The following is a 21593-nucleotide window of genomic DNA, read 5'->3' on the forward strand; positions in this document are numbered from 1 at the left end:
CGATTGCTGTCCAAATTCATTACTCCCAAATGGATAGGAGTGCCGTTATTTCGGCGAAATCAAACGTTTGTGGGGTGCGAAATCCCGTCTTTTAAGGCAAATAAAGGCGCGCCTGTCCGGTAACGTAAAAGGCATCTGGTCCCCTGCCGGGCAGATGCCTTTTAATATAATCACGTATTACTCGTCATGCTCTGGTTCTGGGGCCATATGGCTGTCAATCAGCTTTTGTTTGAGCTCCCATACCTTCTGGCTAATATTTACACGGTAAATCTCCGGATTCAGCTTGCGCAAATATTGCGGCCAGAACAGATCAAGCTGCTCGCGATGGTAGCTGCGGATTTCCTCAAGAGACGGCAGCTCGTAGACCTGTTCCCCGTCCACGAAGATCGGTTCAAGCATCGGGATGGCGTCATAATTGACGACATACTTCTTCAGGTACGGATGCACGGGATTGAATAGCTTCAGCTTCTTCCCGTTGCGTGGCCGGTCCTCATCCGGGAATGCGATGTAATCGGCCACCGCTTTTTTGGTCTTCTGATCCACGATCCGGTAGACGTCCTTCTTGCCAGGGGTGGATACCTTCTCCGGATTGGCGGAAATTTTGATCGTTGGCAGCATCTCTCCGTCCTCTTCACGCTCCACCAGCTTGTACACGCCGCCGAGGGAAGGCTGGTCCGAAGCGGTAATCAGTTGGGTGCCGACTCCCCAGGTGTTGATGCGCGCGCCCTCCGCTTTCAGGTTAAAAATCGTATTCTCGTCCAGATCGTTAGAAGCAACAATTTGCACGTAATCCAGTCCCGCCTCATCCAGCATCTGGCGTGCCTGAATAGACAGGTAGGCCAAATCCCCGCTGTCCAGGCGGATGGCTCTCATGCGTTTTCCCTGCGCCTCCAGCATTTTGGCTGTTTTAATGGCATGTGGCACACCGCTTTCCAGCGTATCAAACGTATCCACCAGCAGCGTAACCTGGTCTGGCAGCACCTTCGCATATGCGTCAAACGCCTCCTGCTCACTCATAAAGCTCTGCACCCAAGAATGGGCGTGCGTGCCCGCCGTCGGAATCCCGAACCGTTCTCCAGCCAGCATGTTGGAGGTGGCATGGAAACCTGCCACATATGCCGCACGCGCGCCCCATACGGCAGCGTCCGCTTCCTGAGCACGCCGCGTGCCAAACTCTAGCAGCGTATCCCCATCGGACACCTGCTTGATGCGTGAGGCCTTGGTCGCGATCAGCGTCTGATAGTTCATGAAATTAAGCAGCGCGGTTTCGACCAACTGTGCCTCCATAATCGTCCCTTCCACTCTCACCAGAGGCTCATTCGGAAATACGAGTGCCCCCTCCTTCATGGAGTGGACGTTTCCCCGGAATTTGAACTGACGCAGCTCCTCCAGAAAGCGGGGATCATACTGCTCCTCCTGCTTCGCCAGAAAGCGAATGTCCTCTTCCGTAAATTTAAGGGCGGAAATATAGTTTACAATTCGTTCGAGACCAGCGAATACCGCATAACCGTTCCCAAAGGGAAGCTTGCGGAAATAGGCCTCAAACACGGCCTGACGCTTGTGCGTGCCGTTCGCCCAATGGGCGTACATCATGTTAATCTGATATTTATCCGTATGTAAAGCAAGACTGGTCTGCATTGTTCTTCATCCTTTCTTACGCTCCCGGCTGCTGTGTCTCTTCCACTGCGTGTAACGCTTAACGCTTCAAGATTTCTTCTTCCGCCGAAGCTACACGCGCGCCAAGGCTGCCGCTGAAGTGTCCCAAGGCCCAGTCATGACCTGCCTGATTAAAGCTGGCCACCGCATCCTTGTAGACGACTATTTCAAAGCCTTTATTATAAGCATCCACTGCCGTATGCAGCACACATATATCCGTGCATACCCCGATCAGATGAACCTCCGTAATTCCCCGTTCCCGCAGCTTTTGCTCCAGTGGTGTTCCACAAAAAGCGCTGTAGCGGGTTTTGTCCATCCAATAGACCGATTCCTTATTACGCTTATAGACCTGTTCCAGCTTGCCATACAGCTCACGCCCGGAAGTTCCCCGAATATTGTGGGGCGGAAAAAGCTTCGTTTCAGGATGGTACGGATCATCCTGTTCATGAAGGTCAACAGCCATTACAACGAAATTGCCCTGATCAAGAAAGCTCTCTGTAATGTCTGCGATTCGCTCGTCCAAATCTATGGCCGACTGCCCGACAGGCAGACTTCCATCCACAAAATCACGGGTATAATCAATGACAATCAATGCTTTCATAGCTCCACTCCTATGATTGATTTCATGTGTATATAGATAATCGGGGGATGATTCTGTCGCTGAATCGGTACAACTGGGCAGGCCGCTGTGAATACTGATTGGAGCTTAGCGGATTGCCCTGCTCATCCCTTACTTCTTCAATAATTCCCTGCCGACTGCGGGTAGATGTAATTTTGCGGATGAAATTAGGCTCCTCAAAATCCGGTACGACACTCTGAATCACCTGGTACAGCTCCCCCAGCGTAAAATGAGGCGGCAAAAACTGCTTCGCAATCGTCGTTTGCAGCATTTGCAGTTGGATCTGGCGGTAAGCATCCTGAATGATTTCCTTATGATCAAAAGCCAGATCCAGTTCCTCCAGCGCTTCCTGGATCGTGAACAGACCAACCTCAGAGGCATCGTCCGCCGCCTGCCGTTCCTCCAGCATCCACTCTTCCACCAGAGCGAAGAAGGCGTGAGATATAATCCAGCCGCGTGGATCACGGCCCGGCTTGCTGTATACACCCAAATATTCCAGGTGCCCCCCGTCGACGCCCGTTTCCTCCATCAGCTCCCGCTTGGCCGCTCCTTCGATAGATTCATTCTCCCGGCAGAATCCGCCCGGCAGTGCCCAAAGCCCTTCAAACGGCCAACGGCGGCGCTTAATCAGCATGACCTTCAATTCACGGATCGGCAGCGTTTTAGTTACAGTCTTCCGTTCCCGCTTCGTTAGAGTAAACATAACGATATCTGCGGGGGCGCCGTCCGGAGTTCTGTATTTTCTTACATCATAACCGGCTTGTTGCCCCAAATCCTGATCGTTATTTGAACTCATTGTCATCACCATATTATTCGTTTTGATATTTTCATTATGAAGTCATAATATGAAATGTCAAGCTTGTTATTTCGCGGGAGTGCTGCGCAGCACACGAAAGGTGGCTGTCGCCATGCAGCCGAGTGTGCCCTTTTCGTCACGGAGTTCCGCTTCCGTCGTAATCGTGCGGCCCGCTTCGTGGATGACCCGGGCTCTTACCTCCAGCTTGCCTTTATGCATGGCGGACAGAAAGTGTACATTCAAATTCGTCGTCACACACGCATCCTGCTGGCGCGATGAGGTTGCAGCCATTCCCATCGCCTGATCCATAAGAGCGGTTAGCACTCCGCCATGAATAATGCCCATGGAATTCGTGTGGTGCTCCTCCGCCTGCAGACCGATCCGGATTTCCCCATTCTCGGCACCAAGAAAAGTGCAGCCCAGATAACCCCAAAATTTATTGTCCCCTTCTTCGATCATCTTACGCAATACTTCCATGCTACTCTCTCCTTGTATAGAAAATGTGGATGTCAAAAAAGGCACGGAAGCTCATGCTTCCGCACCTGATATCATGTTAGTCACTGCAGCTAGAGGAGGGCGCATCTTTGCCTGTCTCCACACTCACTTTTTCCGATACGGTGTCGCGGATGGCACCCATAATCATCTGAAGCAGCTCATTGATTTCTACCTGACTCTGCTGAAATTCGCTCACGACAGGTATACCGTCAAGCTCTGTCTGAAGCTGTTCAATCTCGTGTTCAATTTTCGCCACCATCGCTGTATTTTTAAGCGATTCGAAGGCTACTATTTCTTTTTGCTTTTTCTTCATGACAGCAATCAATTGCTGTATGCGCTGATGATTCTTAATCTTATCCTCCGCCTTGCGGAAAAGCTGCACTTCCTCACTGTTCTGAAGCAACTTAGCCAGCTCTTGTGTTTTTTGTAAAATATCCTGGCGAAAGAGCGGATTTTTCTGATCGTTTTTCGCCGGATTCAGCGCATCTTCCTGCATCCGATCTTCTCCCACGGTCTATCGCTCCAATCTGTTATCTATATGATTCCACAGCCATTGGCTCAGTCACCAGATCACCTTTAATATACCATGTCATCACATCTGTTATTTTAACATGGACGAACTGACCCACCAGTTCCGGGGAACCTGTAAAATGGACCAGCTTGTTGGTACGCGTACGCCCTGCAAGCACCTTGTCGTTGTTTTTGCTCTCGCCTTCGACCAGCACTTCAACGATTTGCCCGCGCAGCTTCTCATTGCCGCCCCGGCTGTACTCGGAAATGGTATCATTCAGACGCTGTAGGCGCCGCTTTTTAACCTCCATGGGCACATTGTCTTCCATGACGGCAGCAGGAGTTCCCTCACGCGGAGAATAGATGAACGTATAGGCTGAATCGAAACCCACCTCACGCACAAGCGACAACGTATCTTCAAACTGTTCATCCGTCTCACCCGGGAAGCCGACAATAATGTCTGTTGTAAGCACGACATCCGGAATGGCTTTTTTGATTTTCGCCACCAGCTCCAGATACTGCTCACGGGTGTATTTACGGCTCATTTTTTTCAACACCGCACTGTTCCCGGACTGCACCGGCAGATGAATATGCTCCACCAGGTTGCCGCGCTTCGCCAGCACCTCAATCAGACGGTCGTCAAAATCACGCGGATGCGACGTGGTGAATCGGATGCGGGGAATGTCGATCTTGTTCACATCGTCCATCAAATCCCCGAACCCGTAATGGATATCGGTAAAATCTTTACCGTATGCGTTAACGTTCTGCCCCAGCAGCGTAATTTCCTTAAAGCCTTGACGGGCTAGCTCCCGCACTTCAGCAATTACGTCCTCCGGACGGCGGCTCCGCTCCTTGCCACGGGTAAACGGCACGATGCAATAGGTGCAGAATTTGTCACAGCCGTACATGATATTAACCCATGCTCGCATGCCTTCACGCTTCTTGGGCAGATTTTCGATAATGTCGCCTTCCTTGGACCATACCTCAACAACCATCTCTTTACTGAACAGCGACTCCTTGATCAACTGAGGCAGACGATGGATGTTATGGGTACCGAAAATCATATCCACAAAGCCGTGCTTTTGCAGAATCCGGTTGACGACCCCTTCCTCCTGCGACATGCAGCCGCAAACGCCAAGCAGCATATCCGGCTTTTCGGTTTTCAGATGCTTCAGATGTCCAAGCTCGCCGAATACTTTGTCTTCCGCATTCTCACGGATTGCGCATGTATTCAGCAAAATCAGGTCCGCCTCTTTCCGGTCTTCGGTCGAACTATAGCCCATCTGTTCAAGCAGGCCCTTGATCGTCTCCGTGTCATGCTCATTCATTTGGCAGCCATAAGTGTAGACGATATATTTCTTCCCTTCGCCAAGATGCTTGAGCTCGTCAGGTACGGCATCTTCATAGAGCACGTTAATGCTTTCTTTGCCACGCTGCTTTTCTTGACGATGGTTCGGCTCGGATATGATATTGATCTCCCGGCCGCGAATTCGTATTTTTTTGCCGTATTCATCCTGTGAAATGATTTTGGCGTCTGAAAAATCAAAGTATTTCGAGTAGTCTTTCGTTTCCTTTGCCATACGGCGGATCACTCCTAATCCGATCTATTTCACGCTGCTGCGTTCATATGCTATAAAAAGGCATTACACACTATTATAACATGAGTTGACCAGGTTAGCCATGATGCCAGGGGCAGCGGGTATACGTTCATCCTTCATAAGCTTACAAATGTCCGGAAAATCGAAAAAAGATCCAGCCCGAGGGCTGGATCTTGTCGAAAGCAAGCTATTTATTCAACGATTTCCGCAGAATCGCCGTTCTTCACGCCAGCAGCATTCGCTTCATCTGTATCGATGTGCATGTCCAACGCAAAAGATTCGGATACGCGGGCCAGCACGTTTTCGAACACAACGCCGCGTTCGCCGCCTACACGGACCTTCAACATTTGCTTGTCCTGAATGCCCCATTTCTCGGCGTCCGACGTATGGAGGTGAATATGGCGGGCAGCCACGATCACACCCTTGGCCAGTTCAACCTCACCTGCCGGTCCTTTCACCGTAATGCCAGGCGTTCCGTCAATTTTACCGGATTCGCGCACAGGCGCTTTCACACCGAGAGAGAAAGAATCGGTACGGGAAATTTCAAGCTGGGATGCAGGACGTGCAGGTCCCAAAATACGAACCGTTTCAAACTTGCCTTTAGCACCAATGACCGCAACGGTTTCATTGGCAGCGAACTGTCCCGGCTGGGACAGGGGCTTGAATTCAGTCAATTGGTAGCCGACTCCGAAGAGAGCCTCAATATGCTCCTGTGTCAGATGAATGTGGCGTCCTGATACGCCTACGGTTACGATTTTACTCATTCGTGTGTCACTCCTTTTTCTCTATAACAATCCAGTACAGACCTATGCCATTATACTCCTTTTCGCAAAAGAAAGAAAACAGGATTGCACAATGTTACTGAATCTGTCGCTTTTGCAGCCTGAACCGATCATCTAATTGTTATTTCGGCTGTTTCGGGAGGTTTTCACCCAAGTACGACAGAGCATTGCCGGACAACCACCTGTCCACCAGGCCTTCCGGAAAATATTTCAGCAAGAGCTCCACCAAAGCCGGATAACAGCCGGGGTGCTCCAGCCCAATGACATGGTCTTTGATGCCATCAAAATCGGAACCAAACATAATATGCTCTGACCCGCCCAATGCGCAAATATGCTCCAAATGGCCAAGCAGGCGTTCCATGGGCGGATTTCCTTTCTCCTGCAGAAACATCGGGACAAAGGTAAGGCCAATGCGTCCGTTTCGGATAATGAGCGCCTTGATTTGTTCATCGTTTAAATTCCTCGGATGCGGAAATACCGCGCTGGCGTTGGAATGGGACGCAATCGGCGGCTGTGCGCTCTGCTCTATCACTTCCCAAAAACCATTCTCGCTTAAATGCGAGACATCCAGCAGCAATCCCAGCTCATTGCAGCGCTGAACCAACTCTCTCCCCTTGTTCGTCAGCGCTGCATTTCTCTGCTCCAATACACCATCGGCAGCCCAATTGGCAAAGTTCCAGGTTAGACCGATCACACGAATCCCCATCGCAAAACACAAATCGGCATAGAACGGATTACCTTCCAGTCCGTCTACGCCTTCCAGAGAAAGCAGCCCCCATACATCCCGGCTGTCAGACTGTGCAATGCCCTCCGCCTGCTCACGCCAAAGCAATGTTTTCAGCATCCCCTTGGGTCCGCATATGCTTTCTTTGAATATCTGAGCCTGCCTGGCGATATGATCTATGCCCGGGTTCCCTACCTCAGCGGGTATGTATATCGCAAAGGTCTGCAGCTTTACTCCCCCTGCCTCCAGCCTGTTGCGTGTCACATCCAGGTTCGGATGATTGAAATCCATTTCGGGGTTTAGCATCATTTTACTCAGCACATCACAATGAAAATCGGCGATTGGCCAAGGTGCCTTATAGGTTGACATCATTCAAGAAACTCCTTTCATAAGCGCAAAAAGGCCTGTTTACAGATCAAAGATCGTAAACAGGCCTAAACAATCCCTCGTTATCTTGGCTCCACAATAAGCTTTATTGCGGTACGGTCTTCTCCATCGATCACTATATCCGTGAATGCAGGAATACAAATCAAATCCACCCCGCTAGGCGCTACAAATCCCCGGGCAATGGCTACTGCTTTAATTGCTTGATTGAGTGCACCTGCTCCAATCGCCTGCAATTCGGCATTTCCGCGCTCACGCAAGACACCAGCCAATGCGCCGGCAACGGAGTTGGGATTGGACTTTGCTGATACTTTTAATACTTCCATAGTAAGTACCTCCCCTGGGAATATGTTGATGGTTTGATTCCACTAGTAGATGATATTCGAGGGGCTACAAAAAATTCCTGCTTTCTGGAAAATATATTTTGACGGCGGCGCGTTCTGGATCAATCCATGCGCCATTCATCCTCTTTCAACCGTATTTTCTCCATTTTCCGGGCCTTGCCTTCATCATTCAATTCCACAAACAAGGCATGAAAATGCCATTTGCCATTATCCACCTGAAAGCGGACAGGCAGTTGCGTTTTAAACTTGCGCAAAACGGCCTCTCTTTCCATGCCGAGGATGCCTTCGCGCGGCCCCACCATCCCGACATCCGTCTGATAAGCGGTTCCTTGCGGCAAAATCGTATCATCATTGCTCTGCACATGTGTATGCGTGCCCACCACGATCGATGCCCGTCCATCGAGATGCCAGCCCATGGCGATTTTCTCCGATGTCGCTTCTGCGTGGAAATCGACAAGGATATGCTTGTGCTTCCGCCGCAGCTCGTCTACAATCTCATCCGCGACACGGAACGGACAATCGATGGCTGGCAGGAAGGTCCTTCCTTGCAGGTTGACAATGGCCAGCTCTTTGCCACCTGAACGCACGATCGTATATCCGAGGCCAGGTGTTCCCGGTGGAAAGTTGGCTGGTCTAATCAGCCTCGGTTCATCATCGATGAACTCAAAGATCTCCTTGTTATCCCAGGTGTGATTCCCCATGGTAATGCCATGAACACCCCAGTCGAAAAACTCCCTCGCGATGGATGCCGTAATTCCCCGGCCCGAGGCGGCATTTTCTCCATTAACAATAATAAAGTGGGGCTTGAATTTTTCCTTCAGAAAGGGAAGATTCTCCCTCAGAGCCTTTCTGCCTACGCTCCCTACAATATCTCCTATAAATAAAACGTTGATTTCAATTCCTCCTAACCAGCTCCGCTGAAAATGTATACATTGCTTTAATCTTAATGAAAAATGGCCCCAGCGGGGGCCACTTTTCATATTCATATCTTATTTTGCATATTCAACCGCACGGGTTTCCCGAATAACGGTTACTTTAATATGCCCAGGATAATCAAGCTCGTTTTCAATCGTCTTGGTAATATCACGCGCCAATCGGAACGCTTCGGCATCATCCACTTTTTCCGGCTGCACCATCACGCGGACTTCACGCCCGGCCTGAATGGCATAGGATTTCTCAACACCTTCAAAAGATTCGGAGATGGCCTCCAGCTTCTCCAGACGTCTGATATACGTTTCCAGTGTTTCTCTTCTTGCTCCCGGTCTTGCAGCGGACAATGCATCTGCCGCTCCGACTAGCATGGCAATAACAGAAGTTGCTTCCGCATCACCGTGATGGGAGGCAATACTGTTGATAACCACTGGATGCTCTTTGTATTTCTTCGCCAGTTCCACGCCAATTTCGACATGTGATCCTTCCACTTCGTGATCCAGCGCTTTCCCGATGTCATGCAGAAGGCCAGCACGTCTCGCCAACACAACATCTTCACCCAATTCTCCGGCCATCAAGCCTGCCAAGTACGCCACTTCCATGGAGTGCTTAAGCACATTCTGACCATAGCTTGTACGGAACTTGAGACGTCCGAGAATTTTGATTAAATCCGGGTGCAGGCTGTGTACTCCCACTTCAAAGGTGGCCTGTTCACCGTATTCTCTAATCCGTTCATCAACTTCCTTGCGGGATTTCTCCACCATTTCTTCGATTCGAGCCGGGTGAATACGCCCGTCAGCGACAAGTTTCTCCAAAGCGGTACGCGCAATTTCACGGCGGATTGGATCAAATCCGGATAAGATTACAGCCTCCGGCGTATCATCGATAATGAGGTCAATGCCCGTAAGGGTCTCAAGCGCACGGATGTTACGGCCTTCACGTCCGATAATGCGCCCTTTCATTTCTTCGTTCGGCAGAGTGACTACGGACACTGTCGTTTCGGCCACATGGTCAGCGGCACAACGCTGAATCGCCAGTGTAATGATTTCACGGGATTTCTTGTCCGCTTCCTCTTTGGCCTGCTGCTCGATTTCTTTGATCATCTGAGCCGTTTCATGACGAACCTCTTGCTCTACGTTAGACAATATGATGCTTCTGGCATCTTCCATCGTAAGATTGGAAATTCGCTCCAGTTCCGACACTTGGCTTTTGTAGATCAACTCAATTTGCTGCTGAGTTTCATCAATTCTCTTCTCTTTGTTAGCCACTTGTTCTTCTTTTCGTTCCAGTGATTCTATTTTTTTATCCAGCGATTCTTCCTTTTGCAGCAGTCGTCGTTCCTGCCGTTGAATTTCATTCCGACGTTCACGAGTTTCTTTTTCAGCTTCGTTACGGATGCGATGGACTTCGTCTTTCGCTTCCAGTACCGTTTCTTTTTTCAGTGCTTCTGCCTCTTTCTTCGCGTTCTCCACGATTTGCACGGCAGCCTGCTCCGCACTGGAAATTTTAGCTTCTGCAATAGATTTGCGAATAAAATAACCAATCCCGAACCCAAAGAATAACGCGGCTACAACGAGAATGATCGAGATTCCAGGACTCATACTGTTCACCTCCTCGTTGGTTCCTCCAAGGCATTCCTTGGGACTTGTTCAGTTGTCATCATTACGCTTCAATCAATGTGAACATGCTTCCACATGTACAATACCGCCTTAAGGCGGCTTCACTTGTTATGGGCGATAGGAATCAGGCCTAGCCGTCCCCTTTTTTGGAAGGAAAAAGAGGGCATGCACAAGACGCGGATTCATGTCCATTTTATTATTTGACAATCCGCATTGTCAAGAGAAGGCAAACGTACATACGTCTTCATTCCTTTAGTTCTGGGAAGAACAGCATGGACAATTGATCTAATCCCAAAACATTTCGTCTTCTTCTGCTTCCAGGCCTGCTTGATCATTACGCAGCAAAGACTGAAGAACTCTGCGAGTAACTTCACTGGAATAACCTCGCCTTATTAAAAATGAATAGGTTTTGCGCTTTTTTTCAATCACTTCACCACGCATCTGCTTCCACTTCTTCTGCCCTGCCTGAAGTGCACTCTCCCACTCTTCCGTCTCGCTAATTTCACCAAGTGCTTCGGCAATGACCAACTTATCCACGCCCTTTTGCCGAAGTTCCTGCCTGATCCACAGCTTCCCTTTGCTCTGACCAGATATGCGCTGTCGTGCCCACTGCCTGGCATACAGCTCATCATCTACCAGCTTTTCTTTCTCCAGACGATCCAAAGTTTCGTCAATGACAGCCGGCTCCAGTTCCTTCTCACCCAAACGCCGCGAAAGCTCCTGACGCGTGCGAGGTTTGCGTGCCAAATACTGCAACGACAGGACATAGGCCCGCTGCCTCTCATCTGCAATGATAATGTCCGATAGCTCACTCTTATTGAAGAATGACCCCTTGGTCATCCTGTATTTAATCATGACATCCTCGAGAACGGATAACGAGTACGGTCCGAAGTATATAATGTACCTGCCCCGCATGCCTCGCTTCCCCTGCTCTACTTTGGTGATTTCAAGCTCCACCCCGGCGGGAAAATGGCCAATGCCCTGCTGAATATTATGCTCCTCTTCTATCGGCTCATGCTTCATTTCTGAAAGTTCCTCTCTTAGTCCACAAGGTAAAATGCCCCGTCGCTCCCCTTGTTAGTGCTCTGATGAACAAAAAGGTCGAAAACAGGGAAGCAAGTTCCCCTGTCCTCGACCTTTATCAACCCACTGATTCCTATTCCAACTCAAGCAGTTCTTGCTCTTCTTTGGCTTCCTTCGCAAGCTGCTCAGCGCTCGGTGCTTCAACTGTTGTAACCAGATTGCTTGCAACCCGAATTTTTTGTTCAATCGCATTGGCCATGTTCGTATTTTCTTTAAGGAACTGCTTCGCGTTCTCACGGCCTTGACCAAGACGATCTCCCTCATAGGAATACCAGGCACCGCTCTTATCTACGATATCAAGCTCAGTACCTATATCGATCAGGCTGCCCTCTTTGGAAATGCCTTCACCATACATGATGTCGACCTCGGCTTGTTTGAAAGGAGGAGCCACTTTATTTTTAACAACTTTAATCCGGGTTCGATTACCCACGATGTCGTTGCCTATTTTTAAGCTTTCTACCCGACGTACATCCAGCCGGACTGTCGAGTAAAACTTCAATGCGCGGCCGCCTGGCGTTGTTTCCGGGTTGCCAAACATAACACCGACTTTCTCACGCAACTGGTTGATGAAGATCGCAATTGTCTTGGATTTGTTAATGGCACCGGAAAGCTTACGCAGAGCCTGGGACATCAAGCGTGCCTGCAGACCCACGTGCGAATCTCCCATCTCCCCTTCAATTTCAGCTTTTGGTACGAGAGCCGCTACCGAGTCAATAACAATGATATCCACCGCACCGCTGCGGACGAGCGCTTCAGCAATCTCCAACGCCTGCTCACCTGTGTCCGGCTGGGAAAGCAGCAGCTCGTCAATGTTAACGCCCAGTTTGCTTGCATATGAAGGATCTAGAGCATGCTCTGCATCGATGAATGCAGCCTGTCCGCCTGTTTTCTGCACCTCGGCAATCGCATGCAATGCTACTGTCGTTTTACCTGAAGATTCCGGTCCGTATATTTCAATAATGCGGCCTCTTGGAAAACCGCCAGTTCCTAACGCAATATCCAGTGCAATCGATCCACTGGGAATCGTTTCCACTTGCATATGAGTCGATTCGCCCAGCTTCATGATTGAACCTTTACCAAACTGCTTTTCTATTTGACGGAGCGCCATATCCAGCGCAGCGCGACGATCTGACAATTAGCTCACATCCTTCATTGTTTATAATATAATAATACTCTGTTTGGACAGGTTTGCCAAGCATTTTTTCGAACATACATTCGTTTTTTTTTATTCCAGCCGGATAGAGCGACAACTGCCGATCAAGCCACAGAAAGCTTATTCTTGCCTCAGCTCAACAAAAAAAGAACCGTTGGCAAGTTCTTTGCCACGGTTCTTCCGTGTAATTCCATTATATCATTCTTTTTCATTTTCAACAAGCCTGCGCCATAGTCTGTACAAAATGGCTTTAGCCGAGCGGATTCGGATCGTCTCCCGGTTCCCATTCAGTCGCAGCTCATGGATTTCCGTCTCTTTGCCACGCTCCGCTATCCCGATATAGACAAGCCCTACAGGCTTATGCTCGGAATAACCCGGACCCGCTACGCCGGTGATCGATAGCCCGAAGTCGCTATCCATAATCATTCTGACCTGCTCTGCGAGCACTCCCGCCACTTCCTGGCTTACCGCACCCGGACAGTTCTCTCCCTCAAGGTAATCATGAGGCACATTCAACAGCTTCTCCTTGATCTCGTTGGAATAACAGACGATTCCGCCTTTGAAAGTAGCAGCACTGCCAGGTATGGAGGTAAGCATCTCCATAACAAGACCGCCGGTACAGCTTTCCGCTGCGCTCACCGTCAGCCCCAGCCTGCTCATCCCTTCCACGATGACTTTTTCGAGCGGCACATCTTCACTGGCGTACAAATGCTCCGACAAACGCTGCTGTATCTGAGCCTCCATAGCATCCAGCTTGACCAAGGCCACGCTCTCGCTTGTCGCCTTCGTAGATACCCTGATCGTCACTTCTCCCTCTTTGGCATAAGGAGCTATCGTCGGATCGCTCTGCTTCTCGATGAGATCGATCAGCCTGGTTTCGAGCGCTGATTCGCCGATACCTGCAAACTTCAGCATTTTTGAGTAAATGGCCATTTCGCTACCGCCTAATGCGTGCTGGAGAAGCCAGGGCTTCGCCTCCTGCTCAAACATCGGCTTTAATTCCTTGGGGGGACCCGGAAGAATCACATAATACTTCCCTTCCTGCACAAGCGCATTGCCTACAGCCAGTCCGGTTTCATTCTTGAGCGGCGTTGCCCCGTCGATCGTCAATGCCTGACGGCGGTTGTTCTCCGTCATTTCAACACCGCGTTCTCTGAAGAAACCTTCGATTTTATCCATCGATAGTCTATCGATATGCAGTTCGCGTCCCAGCACGGAGGCTATCGCATCCTTGGTCAGATCGTCCTGTGTTGGCCCCAGGCCTCCGGAGAACAGAATAATGTCCGCGCGTCTCTGTGCCGCTTTTACCGCCTCCTGGAGGCGCATCATGTTGTCCCCTACCACGGTTTGAAAATATACATCCACCCCGATCGACGCCAGCTCCTGGGACAGATACTGGGCGTTTGTATTCACAATTTGCCCCAATAACAATTCAGTACCTACTGCAATAATCTCTGCCTTCATATCGACGCCCCTCCACATCAATTAAGTATCGTCACCCACTGCTTCATAAAGAAAAAGCAATAGGCAGTCCCATTGCTTTAGTCTTCCCCTCCAAGACATCCTATGTATCAAGCATTGGAGGAATGAAGCAGGTGCTTATTCTTTACGAAATAGTCATACCCTGAATAAATGGTAATGATAGCAGCCGCCCAAATCGCGATTTGATCAAACGGAAGCCCCATAAATACAAAAGGGAAATTGTTGATCAGTAAAGCTACGATAGCCACGATCTGTATGACCGTTTTTAGCTTGCCCCAATTGCTCGCAGCCACTACGGAACCATCAAGCAGCGCAATCTGACGCAGTCCGGTGACAGCGAACTCTCGGCTTACGATAACTACGGCAACCCAGGAATCCAGCTTGCCCATCTCCACTAGAGAAATGAGCACCGCAGTAACGAGCAGCTTGTCTGCCAGCGGGTCGAGAAGCTTGCCCAAATTGGTAACCAGATTGTGCTTGCGGGCCAAATATCCATCAATACCGTCCGTGCTTGCAGCCACGATAAAAATAAGCGCAGCAAGCAACTGGTTGAAAGGCAGACTGAATTCTCCCCATTGAAGCGGTTCGGGGTAGAAGTCAAATTTCACCAGCAGACAGATCATCATGAGCGGAATGAGGCAAATCCGTGCCAGTGTAATTTTGTTGGGTAAATTCACAGTACACCTCTCCCCTGACAATTCTTAAATACGTCGACACTATGTACTTCGAAACGGCGTCATCGCCAAGGCTTATCCGCGTATCGATTACAAGTATAATATACGCCTGAAACACGTGTCAAAGCAGGTCGTACCGGCAAAGGGGCATGCTCCAGCAGAGTATAGAAAACAAAACCTCCGGCACAGCCGTATGTACGGTACACCAGAGGAAAGTCTTACTTAAAGTTTGTGAACTGGAGGTCGAGTGAAAGGTCCGCTTTGCGCAGCATCTGCATAACCTCCTGAAGGTCATTTTTACTTTTGCCTGTCACACGAATCTGATCTCCCTGAATCTGACTCTTCACCTTCAGTTTGGAATCGCGTATCAGAATGTTGATCTTTTTTGCATTTTCCTGGTCGATGCCTTGCTTGAAGGACACCTTTTGACGGACGCTTCCCATCGAAGCAGGCTCCAGCTTGCCGTAATCCATATTTTTGACAGCAAGACCGCGTTTGATCATTTTGGATTTCAAAATGTCAATAACCGCGTTCAGCTTATATTCGTCGTCTGACGCGATCGTCAGAGCATCCTTTTCCAGTTTGAGGCTGCTTTTGCTGTCTTTGAAATCAAAGCGTGTTTCGATTTCGCGCTCCGTCTGATTTACGGCATTTGCAAGCTCCTGCATATCCATTTTGGAAACAATGTCGAATGAATTTTCTGAAGCCATTTCGTCACATTCCTTTCGGAAGAAAGTTCAAACATTAATTATATGGAAAAGCTGCCCAAAAGTCTAATTTTCGTGAAAAAAGGTGTTTTTTCACGGGCTCGCCCGAAAAAAACACCTGGATACAACATAGCTGCTTCATTCGGAGAGTTGAACAGGTTCATCCTCCCTCACTGTCAGGCATTATTCACCATTAGAATCCATTTCCGTTTTGGAGGTGTCTGAATTAGTGCCCGCTGTGTTGTCGGCAGCCTTAACCTGAACCAGCCGGATGCGTGTCGTAGCCTTTCCGTCGGAAACCGGCTGTCCCCCCACCTTAATCGCAGTAGCGGAAGAAGCGCCCGATTTAATATACATTCCACGTTCATCAAGGTCGAAAGACTTCGTATCACCTGCTGTGGTCATACCGTACTGCAATTTCTCACCAGTTGAATTTTCTCCCCTGTATACTTCAAGCCAGCTTTCACCGGAAGCCTGAATTTCCACCTTGACAGGGTCGCCGCTTGCACTGGACACATTGAAAATCGTCGTCTTCCCTGCCTTGCCGTCCTGGGTTACCGTAACTCCTTCGGTTGTACCTGTTCCTTCGTCCGTTCCAGGTTCTTCTGTTCCTGATTCTTCCGTCCCGGAATTCTCTTGGGAAGTCTCACCCTGTTCATCCGTTGTTGATCCGCCACCACCGATCTGACCATCCGTTGTGCCGGGTTGATCCTGCGTCGTGGCTGGAGGAGTATTGTTCTGGCCGGTATTCGCCGGAGGAGCCGTTTCCTCATTCCCGGTTCCCTGACCCCCGCCTGTGGCTGGTGGTGTTTGCGTTTGATTATTGTTTTGAGCTATACCGCCAGGAGGATTATTATCTTCATTGCCTCTACTTGTGATATAAACATAAATTACTACGATGATCAAAATCGGGAACAGCCACATCAATGCATTGGACAGCCATTTCATATTTTGTTCTCCCGATGCGCGGCTCGCACGTTTCTGAATTACCGGCTCCATCGTAGCCTCCTGCTCTTGCACAGGGACGTCCTTTTTGTGGCCTTCGAGCAGTTCATCCGCATTTAACCCTACCGTCTCCGCGTAGGTTTTGATAAAAGCTCTGACGTAAAAAGTGCCTGGCAGCACCTTGTAGTCACCCGCTTCGATCGCTTCCAGATACCGTTTGCGAATTTTCGTCATATCTTGGACATCGTCCAGGCTCAACCCTTTTTGCAGCCGGGCCTCCCTTAACTGCTGACCCAGTTCAGACATGCCATCATCTCCTCATTTCTCTCCACTGTTATTAAATATCGTCTGTATAACTGGTAGTGAAAGTATCATATATAATTTCCTCGTTCGGATTGTTGCGCAGCTCAATGATCATATGGAAATCATCAAATGTGTAACCTGATTCACGGACAAAAATATCCGGGTGCTCAATAACCTTGGTGCTTGGCAAATTCATGATATCCTGCAGTAAATTATAGTGTTTCTCATTGGAGCGGATTGTACTCACGATCCCGTCAATGATAAAAACATTGTCCGGATTCATCTCCTCCTCGGAGAGCTGGCTGCGGACAGTTTGACGCAATAACGTGGAGGAGACAAACGTCCATCTTTTGGCAGCACACACACTGCTGGCTATAATAGACTCCGTCTTCCCAACCCTGGGCATCCCCCTCAAGCCGATAACCTGATTTCCTTCCCTTTTAAATACTTCACCCAAAAAATCGACAAGTAACCCGAGTTCATCCCGCGTAAAACGGAAAGTTTTGCGGTCATCTGAATCGCGGTCAATATAGCGGCCATGACGGACAGCAAGAATATCAACCAGCTTTGGCGGACGAAATGCCGTAATCGTGATGTTGCTTGCCTTCTGCAGCATTTCCCCGAGGATGCGGATTTTGTCGTCATCATCGGTTTCAAGCAGCATGCCCCGTCGCTGTCCCTCCACCCCGTTAATCGTCAGGATATTGACCCCCAGCATTCCCAGCATGGAAGCAATATCGCCGAGCAGACCCGGCCGGTTATTATGTATTTTGTATTCCATGTACCATTGTTTGCTTTCAGCCGTCACTTCGCCACCTCTTCAAACCTTTATTCTATTACTCTAGCACAGATCGACATATTTCTATGATACTTCCGTGCAAGTGCGTTTAAATGACATCCGTAACTACAATCACGTTTTATGATATATAAAATAGTTATGAATTACAAGAACAGGTCTGTAACCATTGCAGAAAAGCCCCCTCCAAGGGAGCTTTTCTACATCATTTACAGGTTAAACTTGGCTTTTGGCAAGCTTCACCATACATTTGGCAATGACATGGCGCTCATCCTTATCCGCCACATCCCACAGCTCTTTCAGAGCACGGTTGGAGTGGTTTGCCGGATCAACCTTTTCATCCAAAAATTCCCCGATTTCGTAAGCCAGATTCGAGATGGTTTCCTCGCTGAGACCTATTTTTTCTGCTTGGGCCACACGATCTCCGAGGAACTTTTTCCAGGTATCGAAATTTTTGAGAACTGTATTCGACATCATTACATCCTCCTTCAGTAAGGAATGAGATTTAAAATCTACAGATGTAATATGCGCCGCAGCAGCCCCCTCTATGCTGGAGGTTTCCTCCAGCACAGGGCCTCTTGTGTTCAGGTTACCCAGCCGCCATTGGGACTGATAATCTGACCATTGATATATCCGGATTCAGGCAGAGCGAGAAAATAAACAAGTGACGAGATTTCATCCGGCTTCGCCAGTCTTCCGGCGGGGATCTCTTCTCTTAGCCCTGCCAATTCGCCAGCGTCAAGATGCTCCAGCATGGCCGTATCTACAGCGCCCGGAGCTACCGCATTCACAGTAACTCCGGACGGCGCCGCTTCTTTGGCTAATGCTTTGGTAAAAGCATTTACAGCCCCCTTGGTCGACGAATACAGCACCTCACAGGAAGCGCCGGACAATCCCCATATTGAGGATACGTTGATAATCCGGCCGTAACGCTGCGAAATCATATACGGCAGAAAAGCCTGTGTGCAGAGGAATGTCCCTTTTACATTCACAGCCATGACGTCATCCCACTCTTCCTCGCTTACATCCGCCAGCAGACCAAAATGGGATATTCCCGCATTGTTCACAAGAATGTCCGGCTTTAGCCCGTGGTTCTCCAGCTTTTCCCGCATGCGTAAAATTTGTTCTTTATTGCGGAGATCGGCGGTGACGGTCATAACCGAGCCTGCATATTTCATGCAGCGTCGCGCGACTTCATTGGCCTCTTCATGGGATTTCATGTAATGAATCACCACGTTCATGCCTACAGAGGCGAAGCGCTCCGCGATAGCCGCGCCGATTCCTCTGCTGCCGCCGGTCACCAATACTGTCATTTCCCCTAACGCTTTGTTAATCGCTCCGGTTTCACTCTCCATGTCAAGGGCTCACCACCAGCGAAACGGCCAGCTGCTCCCAATCCGTGTGCTCCCGCAGACGCCGGTTCACATCTTCAAGGGTAATGCTCTCATAGACAGGCAGGATCTCGAACAAATCGCTGCCTCTAAAGCGGTGGCGAGTAAATTCATGGGCAATATTTTCAGGCGAGTTCAGCATACGCAAATATCCACCGATTCTTTTCTTGCGTGCCCGTTCAAAATGCTCCTCCGTAAACCCGCTTGCTTTTACCGCCTCAATTTCTTCACGAATGCGGGACAGTAGCCGGTCTGGGTCCTTGGTGTCGCCGCCGATCGCCGAGAAGGCATATTGATTAGAGCTGTTGTATTCATGGCCGAAGCTGTCTGAAATGAGCTCTTCATCATAAAGCTTTTGATAAAGCTGTGTGCTGGAGCCCAGCAGCAGATCGAGCATCAGCTTGCTCTCCAGGTCATGCCGGAGTAGTTCTGCGCCGGTAAGGCCTGTTGTTTTCTCCTTGAAACCAAACAGACATTTAGGAAGAGACACCGCAAGCCTTACCTCACGTCTTTTTTCAGCTACACCCGCAGGCTCCGGCTCAAAAATCCGTTCAATATCACCCTGCGGCTTATAATTTTTGCCACTTTGGTTTTCCCTTATGAGGTTCAATACCTTTTCCGGTTCAACGCCTCCTACCACGAAGAGCAGCATGTTGCTGGGATGATAAAACGCATTGTAGCAAGTATAAAGCGTATCCTTTGTAATGGTACCGATTGATTCAATCGTACCCGCGATATCGATATGTACCGGATGCTTGGAATACATAGCCTCTATGAGGCCAAAATAGCTTCTCCAATCCGGGTTATCCTGGTACATATTGATTTCCTGGCCAATAATGCCTTTTTCTTTATCCACACTTTGATCCGTAAAATAAGGAGACTGGACAAAATTAATCAACGTCTCCAGGTTATCGTAAATATGCTCGGTTGCCGAGAATAGGTAGACGGTCTGCTCAAAGCTGGTGAACGCATTGGCGGATGCACCCTTGGAAGAAAACTTGGTGAAAACATCCCCATCCTCTTCTTCAAACATTTTATGCTCAAGAAAGTGGGCGATTCCGTCCGGAACCTTGATGGCTTCGGCCCCTTCAACCTTAAAGTGATTATCAATCGAACCATACTTCGTGGCAAAGGTGGCAAAGGTCTTCTGAAAGCCCGGTTTGGGAAGCACATACACGTGCAGGCCATTATCCATTACCTCGAAATACAGCGTTTCCTGCAAATGATCATACGTGATGCTCTGCACGGCTACTCCTCCTTCTGATCTCTCAAGAAATAAATGGTGTCCAGATTAAAGGTCTGGGCCGCTTCCTGCACATCCTTTACGGATACCGATTCTACTTGCTCCAATAGCTGCTCGACCGTTCTTTCTTTGCCGGAAAGCTGTCTGTTAAAGTCAAACGCAATCATTTCGAACGCCGAATCCTGCATCTCTTTGAGCAAGTTGCGGATCATGGCCTTGGTCTGGGTCATCTCCAGCTCACTGATGACACCGCCGCGCATATCGTCAAGCTGCTGACGAATGATGCTTACAGCCTTTTCATAATTTGGTATCTCAATACCGGATTGAATGGTGGCAATGCCCTTATGACCGTCATAACGAGAAGAAGCATAATAGGCAAGGCTCTCCTTTTCTCTTACGTTCACAAACAGCTTCGAATGGGGGTAACCGCCAAGAATACCATTATACATCAGTGCGGAAGCATACTGATCGTCACTGTAGGTAATCGAGGTCCGTAAGCCCATGTTCAGCTTCCCTTGATTTACATCAAGACGTTCAACAATGGTCTGTACTTCCCGCGCCTGTGCGGACACACCTGCGCCTCTATAGTGCGGTGTAGAGGATCGGTCAAGGCTGAAATAACGGTCTACAAGCCCTTCTACCTCTTCGAGCGACGTGTCCCCTACCACATACAAATCCATGCTGGCGTTGTCGAGCCAGCCTCTGTAGGCCTTGTAGAGGTCGTCTGGGCCGATAGAATCAAGATCGGAGCGCTGACCGAGCGGATGCAGGCGAAAAGGTTCATTTTTACACATTTCTTCGATACAGCGTTCACCTGCATAACGGATTTTGTCATTTACGATCGCTTCCAGCTTTTTGCGCACATTCTCCCTCTCCTGCTGGACATAGGTTGCGCGGAAAGCGTCATCCTCCACAACTGGACGTGTCAGCACCTCTCCGAGGAAAGAAAATGATCTGTCGAGCAGGCTGTCTGCGCTGCTTACGAAGCTGTCATTAATGGTATCCATCCGAAACTGGACAATCTGATAATCTCCTCTTTTATATATATCGAACCCGAAGCCAGCGCCATACATTTGCTCAAGCTGCTCCCTGAACTGAGTTGTTTCCGGATAAGAAGCAGTCCCGCGTCTCAGTACAAATGGTGTCAAAGCCACACTTGAAACGGTAGTTTCCTGCAAAGGAACTCCAGCGTAAAGCGATATCGCATACGTCTTAAAGCGTTTGGTCGGCATCACGTGAATACGCAACTGCCGCCGGCTGCCGCGTTCAAATCTTGTTTTTATCAACTCCAAAACTCCTTTGCGACGTCATTTTCGAATCCTTAATGAGCGGCAATCTATGCCAATTTTTATTGTAAAC

22 protein-coding genes are annotated in these 21593 nt (G+C 49.2%); all 22 read right to left on the bottom strand.

Going from position 1 to position 21593, the window contains the following annotated elements:
• Positions 1–177: 177 nt before the first annotated feature.
• The 22 genes from OIN60_RS11810 to yfmF all read right to left on the bottom strand — a co-directional run bounded on the left by OIN60_RS11810 (position 178) and on the right by yfmF (position 21520).
• Positions 178–1638 (bottom strand): nicotinate phosphoribosyltransferase, encoded by a 1461-nt coding sequence (locus OIN60_RS11810; protein ID WP_305755063.1) that lies wholly within the window; start codon positions 1636–1638, stop codon positions 178–180.
• A gap of 58 nt (positions 1639–1696) precedes the next feature.
• Positions 1697–2257, bottom strand: a complete 561-nt coding sequence (locus tag OIN60_RS11815) for a cysteine hydrolase family protein (protein WP_305755064.1) — start codon at positions 2255–2257, stop codon at positions 1697–1699.
• A gap of 22 nt (positions 2258–2279) precedes the next feature.
• On the bottom strand, positions 2280–3071 hold the full coding sequence (locus OIN60_RS11820; RefSeq protein WP_305755065.1) for an NUDIX domain-containing protein: 792 nt from the start codon (positions 3069–3071) through the stop codon (positions 2280–2282).
• Positions 3072–3137: 66 nt separating this feature from the next.
• Positions 3138–3548 carry a PaaI family thioesterase gene (locus OIN60_RS11825; protein ID WP_305755066.1) on the bottom strand — a complete coding sequence of 137 codons (411 nt, stop codon included), beginning with the start codon at positions 3546–3548 and terminating at the stop codon, positions 3138–3140.
• Between the two features lie 76 nt (positions 3549–3624).
• Entirely contained in the window at positions 3625–4077 is a 453-nt protein-coding gene (locus tag OIN60_RS11830) for a YlbF/YmcA family competence regulator (RefSeq protein WP_370872471.1), read from the bottom strand.
• Between the two features lie 19 nt (positions 4078–4096).
• Positions 4097–5656 (bottom strand): tRNA (N6-isopentenyl adenosine(37)-C2)-methylthiotransferase MiaB, encoded by a 1560-nt coding sequence (miaB, locus tag OIN60_RS11835; RefSeq protein ID WP_305755067.1) that lies wholly within the window; start codon positions 5654–5656, stop codon positions 4097–4099.
• A gap of 209 nt (positions 5657–5865) precedes the next feature.
• The gene (gene pduL, locus OIN60_RS11840; protein WP_305755068.1) at positions 5866–6438 is read right to left on the bottom strand and encodes a phosphate propanoyltransferase; all 573 of its coding nucleotides are present in this window, start codon (positions 6436–6438) and stop codon (positions 5866–5868) included.
• A 139-nt stretch (positions 6439–6577) separates the two neighbouring features.
• Positions 6578–7552: a dipeptidase gene (locus OIN60_RS11845; RefSeq protein ID WP_305755069.1), complete on the bottom strand. Its 975-nt coding sequence runs from the start codon at positions 7550–7552 to the stop codon at positions 6578–6580.
• A gap of 77 nt (positions 7553–7629) precedes the next feature.
• Positions 7630–7890, bottom strand: coding sequence for a stage V sporulation protein S (locus OIN60_RS11850; RefSeq protein WP_019005392.1), 261 nt, complete (start codon positions 7888–7890; stop codon positions 7630–7632).
• A 119-nt stretch (positions 7891–8009) separates the two neighbouring features.
• Positions 8010–8801, bottom strand: coding sequence for a TIGR00282 family metallophosphoesterase (locus tag OIN60_RS11855; RefSeq protein WP_305755533.1), 792 nt, complete (start codon positions 8799–8801; stop codon positions 8010–8012).
• A gap of 96 nt (positions 8802–8897) precedes the next feature.
• Complete coding sequence (rny, locus tag OIN60_RS11860) at positions 8898–10439, bottom strand: ribonuclease Y (RefSeq protein WP_305755070.1); 1542 nt, start codon at positions 10437–10439, stop codon at positions 8898–8900.
• Positions 10440–10742: 303 nt separating this feature from the next.
• Positions 10743–11480, bottom strand: a complete 738-nt coding sequence (locus OIN60_RS11865; RefSeq protein ID WP_305755071.1) for a regulatory protein RecX — start codon at positions 11478–11480, stop codon at positions 10743–10745.
• 133 nt (positions 11481–11613) lie between these two features.
• The gene (gene recA / locus OIN60_RS11870; protein ID WP_305755072.1) at positions 11614–12675 is read right to left on the bottom strand and encodes a recombinase RecA; all 1062 of its coding nucleotides are present in this window, start codon (positions 12673–12675) and stop codon (positions 11614–11616) included.
• A 216-nt stretch (positions 12676–12891) separates the two neighbouring features.
• Complete coding sequence (locus OIN60_RS11875) at positions 12892–14157, bottom strand: competence/damage-inducible protein A (protein WP_305755073.1); 1266 nt, start codon at positions 14155–14157, stop codon at positions 12892–12894.
• A 107-nt stretch (positions 14158–14264) separates the two neighbouring features.
• Complete coding sequence (pgsA, locus tag OIN60_RS11880; protein ID WP_305755074.1) at positions 14265–14852, bottom strand: CDP-diacylglycerol--glycerol-3-phosphate 3-phosphatidyltransferase; 588 nt, start codon at positions 14850–14852, stop codon at positions 14265–14267.
• 215 nt (positions 14853–15067) lie between these two features.
• On the bottom strand, positions 15068–15559 hold the full coding sequence (locus OIN60_RS11885; RefSeq protein ID WP_305755075.1) for a YajQ family cyclic di-GMP-binding protein: 492 nt from the start codon (positions 15557–15559) through the stop codon (positions 15068–15070).
• A gap of 180 nt (positions 15560–15739) precedes the next feature.
• Complete coding sequence (locus OIN60_RS11890; protein ID WP_305755076.1) at positions 15740–16807, bottom strand: helix-turn-helix domain-containing protein; 1068 nt, start codon at positions 16805–16807, stop codon at positions 15740–15742.
• Positions 16808–16838: 31 nt separating this feature from the next.
• Positions 16839–17612: a DUF3388 domain-containing protein gene (locus OIN60_RS11895; RefSeq protein WP_305755077.1), complete on the bottom strand. Its 774-nt coding sequence runs from the start codon at positions 17610–17612 to the stop codon at positions 16839–16841.
• Positions 17613–17816: 204 nt separating this feature from the next.
• Positions 17817–18077, bottom strand: a complete 261-nt coding sequence (locus OIN60_RS11900) for a DUF3243 domain-containing protein (protein ID WP_305755078.1) — start codon at positions 18075–18077, stop codon at positions 17817–17819.
• Positions 18078–18184: 107 nt separating this feature from the next.
• Complete coding sequence (gene ymfI, locus OIN60_RS11905; RefSeq protein WP_305755079.1) at positions 18185–18955, bottom strand: elongation factor P 5-aminopentanone reductase; 771 nt, start codon at positions 18953–18955, stop codon at positions 18185–18187.
• Position 18956: 1 nt separating this feature from the next.
• The gene (gene yfmH, locus OIN60_RS11910) at positions 18957–20237 is read right to left on the bottom strand and encodes an EF-P 5-aminopentanol modification-associated protein YfmH (protein ID WP_305755080.1); all 1281 of its coding nucleotides are present in this window, start codon (positions 20235–20237) and stop codon (positions 18957–18959) included.
• Between the two features lie 2 nt (positions 20238–20239).
• Complete coding sequence (gene yfmF / locus OIN60_RS11915; protein ID WP_305755081.1) at positions 20240–21520, bottom strand: EF-P 5-aminopentanol modification-associated protein YfmF; 1281 nt, start codon at positions 21518–21520, stop codon at positions 20240–20242.
• Between the last annotated feature and the right edge of the window lie 73 nt (positions 21521–21593).

It is taken from the genome of Paenibacillus zeirhizosphaerae (assembly GCF_030705605.1).
Classification (GTDB): domain Bacteria; phylum Bacillota; class Bacilli; order Paenibacillales; family Paenibacillaceae; genus Paenibacillus; species Paenibacillus zeirhizosphaerae.

Excerpts from the sequence above, each read along its gene's own strand:
- OIN60_RS11810 (WP_305755063.1), bottom strand. The coding sequence starts at position 1,638 with ATGCAGACCAGTCTTGCTTTACATACGGATAAATATCAGATTAACATG.
- OIN60_RS11815 (WP_305755064.1), bottom strand. The coding sequence starts at position 2,257 with ATGAAAGCATTGATTGTCATTGATTATACCCGTGATTTTGTGGATGGA.
- OIN60_RS11820 (WP_305755065.1), bottom strand. The coding sequence starts at position 3,071 with ATGAGTTCAAATAACGATCAGGATTTGGGGCAACAAGCCGGTTATGAT.
- OIN60_RS11825 (WP_305755066.1), bottom strand. The coding sequence starts at position 3,548 with ATGGAAGTATTGCGTAAGATGATCGAAGAAGGGGACAATAAATTTTGG.
- miaB (WP_305755067.1), bottom strand. The coding sequence starts at position 5,656 with ATGGCAAAGGAAACGAAAGACTACTCGAAATACTTTGATTTTTCAGAC.
- pduL (WP_305755068.1), bottom strand. The coding sequence starts at position 6,438 with ATGAGTAAAATCGTAACCGTAGGCGTATCAGGACGCCACATTCATCTG.
- OIN60_RS11845 (WP_305755069.1), bottom strand. The coding sequence starts at position 7,552 with ATGATGTCAACCTATAAGGCACCTTGGCCAATCGCCGATTTTCATTGT.
- OIN60_RS11850 (WP_019005392.1), bottom strand. The coding sequence starts at position 7,890 with ATGGAAGTATTAAAAGTATCAGCAAAGTCCAATCCCAACTCCGTTGCC.
- rny (WP_305755070.1), bottom strand. The coding sequence starts at position 10,439 with ATGAGTCCTGGAATCTCGATCATTCTCGTTGTAGCCGCGTTATTCTTT.
- OIN60_RS11865 (WP_305755071.1), bottom strand. The coding sequence starts at position 11,480 with ATGAAGCATGAGCCGATAGAAGAGGAGCATAATATTCAGCAGGGCATT.
- OIN60_RS11875 (WP_305755073.1), bottom strand. The coding sequence starts at position 14,157 with ATGAAGGCAGAGATTATTGCAGTAGGTACTGAATTGTTATTGGGGCAA.
- OIN60_RS11885 (WP_305755075.1), bottom strand. The coding sequence starts at position 15,559 with ATGGCTTCAGAAAATTCATTCGACATTGTTTCCAAAATGGATATGCAG.
- OIN60_RS11890 (WP_305755076.1), bottom strand. The coding sequence starts at position 16,807 with ATGTCTGAACTGGGTCAGCAGTTAAGGGAGGCCCGGCTGCAAAAAGGG.
- OIN60_RS11900 (WP_305755078.1), bottom strand. The coding sequence starts at position 18,077 with ATGATGTCGAATACAGTTCTCAAAAATTTCGATACCTGGAAAAAGTTC.
- ymfI (WP_305755079.1), bottom strand. The coding sequence starts at position 18,955 with ATGGAGAGTGAAACCGGAGCGATTAACAAAGCGTTAGGGGAAATGACA.